Annotated in this window: 7 protein-coding genes and 1 pseudogene; 2 read left to right on the forward strand and 6 right to left on the reverse strand. The window is 58.2% G+C overall.

From position 1 onward, the window contains the following. Nucleotides 1–118: 118 nt before the first annotated feature. Complete coding sequence (locus KP701_RS16615) at nt 119–256, forward strand: hypothetical protein (protein ID WP_371819024.1); 138 nt, start codon at nt 119–121, stop codon at nt 254–256. On the opposite strand, the pseudogene KP701_RS15550 reads toward KP701_RS16615, so the two are convergent. The 5 genes and pseudogenes from KP701_RS15550 to KP701_RS15570 all read right to left on the reverse strand — a co-directional run. Next, a pseudogene (locus tag KP701_RS15550) lies at nt 257–1,537 on the reverse strand (tyrosine-type recombinase/integrase); the annotation flags it as partial. It abuts the gene before it with no gap. A gap of 304 nt (nt 1,538–1,841) precedes the next feature. Next, nucleotides 1,842–3,137: a DEAD/DEAH box helicase gene (locus KP701_RS15555; RefSeq protein WP_215747847.1), complete on the reverse strand. Its 1,296-nt coding sequence runs from the start codon at nt 3,135–3,137 to the stop codon at nt 1,842–1,844. 300 nt (nt 3,138–3,437) lie between these two features. Beyond that, nucleotides 3,438–4,046: a nitroreductase family protein gene (locus tag KP701_RS15560; protein WP_215747848.1), complete on the reverse strand. Its 609-nt coding sequence runs from the start codon at nt 4,044–4,046 to the stop codon at nt 3,438–3,440. Nucleotides 4,047–4,175: 129 nt separating this feature from the next. Further along, nucleotides 4,176–4,781, reverse strand: coding sequence for a methionine biosynthesis protein MetW (gene metW, locus KP701_RS15565; RefSeq protein WP_024716992.1), 606 nt, complete (start codon nt 4,779–4,781; stop codon nt 4,176–4,178). Continuing rightward, the gene (locus KP701_RS15570) at nt 4,781–5,971 is read right to left on the reverse strand and encodes a homoserine O-acetyltransferase (protein WP_215747849.1); all 1,191 of its coding nucleotides are present in this window, start codon (nt 5,969–5,971) and stop codon (nt 4,781–4,783) included. The genes metW and KP701_RS15570 overlap by 1 nt, the downstream gene beginning before the upstream one ends. A gap of 149 nt (nt 5,972–6,120) precedes the next feature. Here KP701_RS15570 and KP701_RS15575 point away from each other — a divergent pair, with 149 nt between their 5' ends. After that, nucleotides 6,121–9,903: a glycoside hydrolase family 99-like domain-containing protein gene (locus KP701_RS15575; RefSeq protein WP_215747850.1), complete on the forward strand. Its 3,783-nt coding sequence runs from the start codon at nt 6,121–6,123 to the stop codon at nt 9,901–9,903. A gap of 89 nt (nt 9,904–9,992) precedes the next feature. Here the strand turns inward: KP701_RS15575 and KP701_RS15580 are convergent. Then, the coding region (locus KP701_RS15580) for a transposase (RefSeq protein WP_215747851.1) at nt 9,993–10,228 on the reverse strand (236 nt) is incomplete at its 5' end.

Raw genomic sequence — 10,228 nt, forward strand, 5'->3', positions numbered from 1 at the left:
CAGCGACAGTTTCCGCCAGGACCTACTGCTCTACGGGATCCTGCCGATTATTCCATCACGCAAAGGCCGAAGTGCGCCGCAGAAAACAGACTGGCGGCGCTACCAGGACCGTAACCGCATCGAGCGGATGTTCAGCCACCTCAAGCAGATGCGCCGCATCGCCACCCGATACGACAAGACCGTCCTGTCTTTCATGAGCTTTCTCAACCTCGCCGCCGCGAGGCTCTGGATTGGATCTTTTGTCAACACAGCCTAAATCCCCGATGTCAGAGTCTTTCCAGGTGAACAGCGGGGCGCTGTCAGGATTGGGACGCTGAGGCTTTGCGACCGCCTTACTGGATTGCCCGGCACAGAAGCGTTCCCAGGCAAACATCATCTCGGCACGCCTGTTAAAGAGATCCCCCCGGCGATAGGCCGCCTCGACCTTGTCACCGATGGCATGGGCCAACGCCATTTCGGCGACCTCGCGTGGAAAGTCGGTTTCTTCGGCCGCCCAGTCCCGGAAGCTGGAGCGCAAACCATGGATCGTCACATCCTTCGTGCCTGCGGCCTGATGGAGGGCCTTGGAGACCGCGACATCGCTCAACGGTGATCCGACCCGGCCACCGGGAAACACGAAGCTGTCCTCACCGGAACTGGATCTCAGCGTCTGGACTTTATACAGCAGGGCCATCGCTCCGTTCGTCAGGGGCACACGATGCTCCCGCCCGGCTTTCATCCGCTCGGCCGGGATGGTCCAGATCTTTTTCTCCAGATCGATTTCCGACCACAGGGCGTTGCGGACCTCGCCAGACCGGGTTGCGGTCAGGCAGATGAACCGTGCGGCCAGAGCTCCTACCCCATGCTCGGCGCCGAGCCGGCTGTAGACTGGCGGGAGGTCGCGATAGGGCAAGGCGGCATGATGCACCACCTTCGTGACTGCCGTGGGTTTGGGGAGGATGTTGGCCAGATGCCCCCGCCAGCGGGCCGGGTTCTCCCCCTCGCGCCAGTGATGGCTCTGCGCATAGTCCAGAATACGCTCCATTCGTCCACGCAGCCGTGTTGCGGTTTCGGTCGTGTTTTCCCAGATCGGTCGCAGGACAGCGAGCACGTCTTCTGTCTGCACGCTGCCAATCTGTTTCTGACCGAGGACGGGATAGACATGCCGCTCCAGAGAGCTGCGCCACATGGGCGCCGAGCGCGGATCTTTCCAGCCCGGCGCCTGTTCGGTGATGTACTGCTCGGCAACCTGTGCGAAGGTGCGCTCCTGAACGGCAGGTCCCTTCTGCCGGGCTTTCTCTCCCAGCGGGTCGATCCCTTCCAGAAGCAGGCGCCGGTTTTCGGTCGCCCGGAGCCGGGCCTCGGCCAGAGAAATATCCCGGGCGGGACCGAGTCCCATTTCCCGTCTTTTACCGGTCTCAGGGCTTTTGTAGCGGAAGGTCCAGGCCCGGGTGTCACCCCGGACAGTGATCCATAAATTTCCGCCATCACCATAGACCCCGTCTTTGAGGGAGGCGACCTTGCGGACAGTCAGCTGGTTCGGCGGAAGCTTACTCATGGCTTTTCAGTCCCATCTTCCGTCCCACCTTACGGGATGGGTTTCAATGCGTCTATCTGCTTCTTCAGGATGGCATGGATTTCTGTAAAGCTATGAAAAACAACGGTTATTGCGCTGATCTGCTTTTCCGTGACGCCCTACATCGGCGGACACCCTCTCCGCCATATTTCCTGTAAAAAAAACCCGAACATACTACCCCGTTGCGGGAGCATTATCTTGCCGCGCCCTGTCAGTCTGGAATGCAAAAAGCCCGCCCCTGCATTTGCAGAGGCGGGCTTTTCAGTATGCGTTTGAATGAATGAGATCAGCGCGCGCCTGGGCGGGGACCACCACGACCGGGGGCGCCACCACGGCCACCACCTGGACGACCACCCGAGGGCGGTCCCGAGCGGCGGCGTCCACCGCCGCCGCCGCCACGCCCCCCGCCCAGAACCGGCGGGCGTTGCGTAGACAGTCGGGCCTCTTCGGAATGGAAGGGATGATCCGTCACAACGGGAATGGGCTTGCCGATCTTCTTCTCAATATCCTTGAGCCATGCGCGCTGTTCAGCGTCACACAGGGAAACTGCGCAGCCCTCACGCCCTGCCCGGGCCGTACGGCCGATACGGTGGACGTAGGATTCCGGCACATTCGGCAGATCGTAATTGAAGACGTGGCTGACCTCGTCCACGTCGATACCGCGGGCCGCAATGTCGGTTGCCACCAGAGCCTTGATGGCACCACTGCGGAAACCGGCCATAGCGCGCTCGCGAGCACCCTGGGATTTGTTGCCGTGGATGGCTTCAGCGCGGATGCCATTCTTGTTCAGGAATTCGGCAACCTTGTTGGCTTCATGCTTCATCAGCGTGAAAACCACAGCCCGGGCAACGCTCGGGCTTTCCAGCAGCATGAGCGCCGCATCTTTCTTGCTGCCGGAGTCAACAAACATGACAGCCTGATTGATACGATCAACCGTGCTCGACTCAGGCGTAACCTGAACCGTTGCCGGGTTCTTCAGAAGCGAATGGGCCAGATCGCTGATGGATGGCGGCATGGTTGCCGAGAACAGCAGGGTCTGACGCTGCTTGGGAAGCAGGGCCATGATGCGCTGGATGTCGCGCACGAAGCCCATGTCCAGCATCCGGTCAGCCTCATCAAGAACGAGGATTTCCAGAGTTGAAAGATCGATATGCTTCTGCCCGATCAGATCAAGCAGCCGACCGGGCGCTGCCACGAGGACATCCACACCGCGACGGGTAGCCTCGATCTGACGTCCCTGCCCGACCCCACCGAAGACGACGGCATAGGAGAACTTCATGTACCGCGCATAAGCGGCAAAGCTCTCACCGATCTGCGACGCCAGTTCACGCGTGGGTGCAAGAACGAGGGCCCGAACGCCCTTCGGCGGAGCGGGGCGACGATTCGTGAAGATATGGTTCAGGATGGGGAGCGCGAATGCTGCCGTCTTGCCAGTTCCGGTCTGGGCCAGACCGAGAAGATCGCGACCTTCGAGCAGATAAGGGATGGCACCTGCCTGAATCGGGGTCGGCGTGGTGTAGCCTTCTTCCGCGAGAGCCTTCTGAATTGGCTCGGCAAGCTTGAGTTCGGCGAAACTGGTCATGGACCTCTCCTTTGAGACGGCAAGGTCATGCTCAGGCAACCGCACCGTTATATCCCCTGCCTGACCAACCGGTCGCAGGCATTTATGGCAAGCGACCCCATTTCCACCCCGCCTCACCCGTAAAACCGGACCTGGAACAGACCCGGAGAGAGCAGAACCGGCAGGGTTATGAAGTCATCATCACACTTCAGCAGACTGGCCCTGAAGTGCTCGTGGGATGTAGGACAACACTTGTCCCATTGCAAGGAGACAGCGACCCTGTCCTGAAAAAAGCCATTGGTATTTCTTGAGATTTTGTAATCAAGAGAAGCAGTCGTACTGAACCACTGCATCAAGAGGCAAAAACCCGCCACGAGGTTGTGGCGATGATGCCTCACGTCCAAGCGCGACGAACATCACAATTTCATGATCTGCGGGAAGATTGATGATCTCCCCCACCTGAGCGAAGTCGAAACCATCCATGGGGCAGGTCTGAAGGCCATGCGCGGATGCCGCCATCATGAGCGCATAGGCCGCAAGACCACAGGAACGGATCCCCTCGTCCCGCTGCACCTGTTCACGGCCTTCGTAATAGGCGCGGATCATGCCGACATAGCCCTCGCGCACGGACTCGGGCGCGTCTTTCCAGTAGCGGGCTGGATCTTTCTCCCAGGCCTTGATGTCAGCACACATGACAATCAGCGCGGCACAGTCCTCGACCTGCGGCTGATCCCAGGCTGCGGCACGGATACGACGGCGCTGCTCCCGATCCCGCACGACCAGAAAGCGATAATTCTGGATATTGAATGCAGTGGGAGCATGACGGGCAGCTTCCAGGATCGCCGTCAGTTCGGCCTCGGGGATCTGATATTCTGGATCAAAATGCTTGGTCGCGCGCCGGGATGCGATGGCCTGAAGAATTTCGCTCATGAATCGGCAACTCCACTCTGACGGTTATCGAGCCGGATCCTGCGGAAAGCAGACTCCGGCTTCAAGGTTTAACCGTACCGCAGAGCGAAGGTTGCGAAATATGAAAACGAGCCCATCAAAACAGTGCAGTCAGTGTCCCGCACGCTTGAGCAGGAACATGGCCTGTTCACCGAACAGGTTGGCCAGTCGGATGGAACGACGCCACGGAGCCCGGGCACCATCTTCATCAATCGCCAGCCATTGCTGAATGACATAACCCTCTTCCTCGCAGAGCAGGAGAAAGTCCCGGATCGTGCAAGGATGGATATTCGGTGTGGAATACCAGGGCGTATTCCACACGGGCGTCATCGGCATCCGCCCGGTCGTCAGAAGCTGAAGCCTCAGCCGCCAGTGACCGAAATTGGGAAAGGATACAATGGCATGACGTCCGATCCTGAGCATCTGCCTCAGGACCTCACGCGGGCGCTCGACAGCCTGTAGCGTTCTTTGCAGGACGACGTAATCGAACGTGTCATCAGGATAGTCGGCCAGATCGTGATCGGCATCTCCATGCATGACAGGCAGGCCATGCGCGACGGACTGCGTCACGTTCTGCATGTCGATTTCGATCCCCCGCGCATCGCAGGACCGCGTGCGGTACAGATAATCGATCAGGGTGCCATCCCCGCTTCCGACATCGAGGACACGGGCACGGGGTGCAATCATTTCGGCAATAAGCCGCTGGTCCACGCGCATCAGCGTTCTCCCACCTTAAGGGCCGCATGTTCGGCCGCGCCCGCGATGAAGCCGCGGATGGTCCGGTCGAAATCCGGCTCCTCCAGCAGAAAGGCGTCATGCCCGCGGTCGCTCTCGATTTCCACGAAAGAGACGTTCGCCCCTGCCCGGTTGAGTGCCCGCACCAGAAGGCGGGACTGCGACGTCGGGAAGAGCCAGTCCGAACTGAACGACACGACACAGAAACGGGTCTGCGATTTCCGGAACGGGTTGGCCAGATCACCGTCATGTTCTGCGGCCAGATCGAAATAATCCATCGCCCGGGTGATCGTCAGATACGAATTGGCATCAAAGCGCCGCACGAACGATGAGCCCTGATGGCGCAGATAGCTCTCGACTTCGAACATTTCCCCGAACAGCGACGGACTGCTGGATGCCGGCACCGCTGTTGCCGCGTCATGCCGGACCCGCCGTCCGAATTTGCGGCTGAGAGCTTCCTCGGACAGGTAGGTGATATGTGCCATCATGCGCGCCACACCCAGTCCGCGGGCAGGAATGGCACCGAAATCCCTGTAATGGCCGTCATGCCAGTCCGGATCGGCAAAGATGGCCTGCCGGCTGACTTCATTGAATGCAATGTTCTGGGCCGAATGGAAGGGAGACGTTGCAATCGGCATGGCGGCGAACACGCGGTCCGGGAAGTCCGCAGCCCAGGTCAGCGCCTGCATTCCGCCCATCGAGCCGCCGATAACCGCAAAAAGACGATCTATGCCCAGATGGTCGATCAGCTTTGCCTGCGCTGCCACAATGTCATGCATCGTAATTGGCGGAAACTCACTGTCCCATGCTTTTCCCGTCTCAGCACAGATCGACCGCGGCCCCGTCGTGCCCATGCAGCCGCCAAGGACGTTGGAGCACACGACGAAATAACGATCCGTATCAATCGGAAGCCCCGGCCCCACCATCCGGCTCCACCAACCGGGTTTGCCGGTCAGGGGATTACGTTCCGCCAGGTACTGGTCCCCCGTCAGGGCATGACAGACCAGGATCGCATTATCCCGCGCTGGGGAGAGCGTGCCGTAAGTGCAGTAGGCGACCTCCAGCGGCGCCAGATGCACGCCACATTCCAGATCGAGACCGCTGTCCAGCCGCACGGTCTGATGTGTGTAGACCGGCCCATCCGCGATACTCGGTGACGCGCTGATGTCCATCCCAGATACACCCCTGATGCCACGACTGAGGCCTCATGCCTCCCGGGCGCCACGGTATGGCACTGCCGGCCGATACGATCAAATCCCCTTTTGGATTGACGATGAATTAACACCTTGAATAAAGTTAAAAAAACGTAAAAAAGTTATACATGCCGCATCCGTTCTCACATTCCTCTGTTGAAGATTCACGGATATCGCCGTTTCCGGCTGACGCATCTCCCCTAAAGATTCTCGGACATTCCGGCATTTTTGACGCATTTTATTATCTGAAATCCAACCCGGACCTGCACACGCTCGGAACCGCCGTCCTGCGTCATTACCATCAGCATGGATGGCGGGAGGGCCGTAAACCCAATCCCTTCTTTGATCCGCACTGGTATCTCAGCCAGAACCGCGACGTCATCGGCGATCCGTTGCTGCATTATATCCTGCACGGGGAACGCGAGGGACGACGGCCGATCGCGTGGTTCGATCCGCTGTGGTACGCGCGGACCTACCACGTCCCGGAACGGATGCTGGCCCTCGCCCATTACCTGAAGAACCGTCACAACACGCGGCTGCGCCCGATCCCCGAGTTCGACCCGGACTTCTATCTGCGCGCCTATCCCGATGTCGCCAAAGCCGGTCTCGATGCGCTCGAGCATTACATGGTTCAGGGGTTTCGCGAGGCCCGCAAACCTTTCGACGGGTTTGATCCCCTTTATTACAGGCGGAAATACCTTCGGCATTCGCCGGACAGCAATCCGCTGCTGCATTATCTGGAAAACCGCGACCGGCCGGATATCCATCCGTGCAGTCCCGAGACCGAGATATCGGTTTTTGGTGAAATCAAGCGCCGGAGCAAGCCAGGGCCGCTTTTTGAAAAAGCATGCCCGTTACCCCGAAGCGCCATCCGCCGCGCCCGTATTCTGGCCTATTACCTGCCGCAGTTTCATACCATCCCCGAAAACGACGCCTGGTGGGGCGAAGGTTTCACGGAGTGGACCAACCTGGCCCGAGGCATTCCGCGCTTTTCGGACCACTACCAGCCTCGTATTCCACGGGATCTGGGGCATTACACCCTGAACACACCCGAAATCCTCGAGCGACAGGCTGCAATGGCCCAGGCCGCGGGGATCGAAGGTTTCATTTTCTATTTCTACTGGTTCAACCGCAAACGCCTGCTGGACCAGCCTCTTGAAATCCTGCTGGCCAACCCGCAGATCGATCTTCCATTCTGCCTCATGTGGGCAAACGAGAACTGGAGCCGCCGCTGGGATGGATCAGACGATGATCTGCTGATCGCGCAGGATTACCGTTCCGAGGACGACGAAGCCCTCGTGGACTGCTTTGCCCGGTATCTGCGTGATCCACGCTACATCCATTTTGATGGCCGACCGGTGCTTATGGTCTATCGGCCTGGGACCATCCCAGATGCTCCGGCAGCCTTCCTCAGGTGGCGTACGCTGTTCCGCACCCGCCATGGGCTGGATCCGCTTTTTGTCATGGGACAGGCTTTCGGTGACGAAAACCCCGATCTCTTCGGCCTGGATGGCGCCATCGAGTTTCCACCCCACAAGGTTGTCTCGAACTGCAATCTGATCAATGACGAAATCAATCTGTTCGATAACGACTTCAGCGGTCAGGTCTATGACTACGGCGAAGTCGTGGATAAAGCCCTCGCCCACCCCAGAACACCGTTCCCACTGATCAGGACCGCAGCGCCTTCATGGGATAATGATGCACGCCGGCAGGGCAAAGGTCTTGTCCTGCATGGCTCAACGCCGGAACTCTATGAGCGCTGGCTCAGCGGCCTGATCGAACAGGCCCAGTCCCGCACATTCTTCGGAGAACCGGTTGTCTGCATCAACGCCTGGAATGAATGGGCCGAGGGCGCCTATCTGGAGCCGGACCAGCATTTCGGAAGCGCCTATCTCAACGCAACGGCACGCGCCTGTACCGGCGCCGGGAAAAACCGCTCGCGATCCGGAATCCTTCTGATTGGACATGACGCGTTTCCCGCAGGTGCACAGCGCCTTCTGCTCGAAACCGGCCGCACGCTGAAGCACTGCTTTGGCGCTGAAATCCAGTTCCTCCTCCTCGACGGCGGCGCTCTCCTCGACGAATATCGTAACGTGGCGCCCACCGAGATCGTTGCGGTGGACTCAAAAACCACCAAGGCGCGTCTGGAATATCTCCGCAGGCAGGGATTTCAGTCTGCAATCCTTAACAGTGCGGCCAGTTCAGCCCTGGCGCCCCATCTTGAGGAAGCAGATATCGGCTTTCTGTTCCTCATTCATGAGCTTCCCGCGCTCCTGCACAGTCGTAACCTGCACGCCCCCATGGAAAAGGCCTGTACGCTGGCCCGCCATGTCATCGTACCGGCGCAAAGTGTAGCAAAAAGACTTGATCTGGAATCCCTGAACACGCTGAAGATCCTGCCGCAGGGTCTCTACACTGAGACGCCCTTTTCGGTGCAGGCACGACAGACAATCCGCAGGGAAATGGGCCTTGGGGCAACTGACCGGATCATCATCGGTGCCGGCTATGCAGACCTGCGCAAAGGCTTTGACCTTTTCCTTCAGCTCTGGCGCAAAATGCGGGGCGCAGTCCACTGTGTCTGGCTGGGCGATATCGACCCATCCTTGAAAAACAACCTGCATGTCGAACTGACCAGCGCCCTCTCCAGTGGCACATTCCACATGCCTGGCAGGGTCGAAAATGTGCCGGCATGGCTGGCTGCGGCAGACGTCTTTGCTCTCACGTCACGCGAAGATCCGTATCCCTCAGTCGTACTGGAAGCTTTGGCAGCCGGGCTACCCTGTGTCGCGTTCGAGGAAACCGGCGGAATTCCGGATCTGCTACAACAGATCGATTCTAAAACAGACCATCGCAACAGCATTGTTCCCTTTGCGGATGTACCTTCGATAGCGAATGCGGCAAACAAACTGGCGGCATGGTCCGCAGAACGCTCGAACCGCGACCGACAGAAAACCGCTCACGCCGCGGCACAACGCTTCAGCTTCAAACATTATGCCCAGGAACTTCTGAGCCTCGCCCTTCCCGCGATCCCGAAAATCTCCGTTGTCATCCCCTCACACAACTACGCACGCTATATGAGCCGCCGGCTTTCTTCGATTTTTGCGCAGACGGTACCGGTCTTTGAGATCATCGTGCTCGACGATGCCTCAGACGATAACAGCCTCGAAATTGCCCGACAGACGGCAAAAGACTGGGATCGGGAAATCACCTGCATCGAAAATACAGTCGCCTCGGGCTCGGTCTTCAAGCAGTGGCACAAAGCCGTCAGGATCGCACGTGGGGACTGGGTCTGGATTGCCGAGGCGGACGATTTCTGCGAACCGGAATTTCTTGAACGTATTCTGGGTGGGATCAAGAACAAGCCCGCTGTCGTCATGGCATTTACGGACAGCCGGGCTGTCGATGAAGACGGCGCTCCAATTTTTCCATCTTATCGGGCCTATTGCTCTGAGAGCGCAGGATTACTTATGGAAAATGACAGTCATTTTACGGGAGAAAGTTTTCTCCGGGGTTGCCTGTCAGAACGCAATCTTGTCCTCAACGTCAGCAGTGCACTCTTTCGAAAAAAACATTTACTGACAGCGATCAATGGTTGTCAGACAGACCTGAAAACCCTGCGTGTTGCAGGCGACTGGCGCATTTATCTTGAACTGCTGACACAGAAAAACGTCGAGGTCATCTATCTGGCTCAACCACTCAATGTGCACCGGAGACATGGGGACTCAGTCACCCATACACTCAGCCGACGTAATCACATCGACGAGGTCGCCTACATGCATCGCCTTCTGGCAAGTCGACTTGCACTTCCAGAAACACATATCGGACGTCAGAAGGAGTATTGCGCAATGCTGGAACAGCAGTTCGGACTGGCTCCTCACCATACTTCAAAAAAGGTATTACCGCTTTCCTGAGCAGCTTCCCCAAGCGTTCCAAACACAAAAATTCCCCGCTATCTTTATGAGCCAGCGGGGGTTTCAGAAACTGAACCTAGGTTCAGGACTCATTCCTTGAGATAGAAGATGACACTTGCCGCGATATGGATTGCGGACATGAAGGTATGAGAGCACCGGTCATATCTGGTGGCAACACGTCGCCAGTCCTTCAGCTTTGCGAACATGTTTTCGATGAGGTGGCGCTTTTTATACAGATGCCAGTCGTAAGGTGGCTTTGATTTCCGGCTCTTCTTCGGGGGGATGCAGGCGGTAATGTTCTGCTCTGCGAGAGACTGCCTGATTT

This window comes from Gluconobacter sp. P1C6_b, from assembly GCF_018811945.1.
In the GTDB taxonomy this organism is placed as follows: domain Bacteria; phylum Pseudomonadota; class Alphaproteobacteria; order Acetobacterales; family Acetobacteraceae; genus Gluconobacter.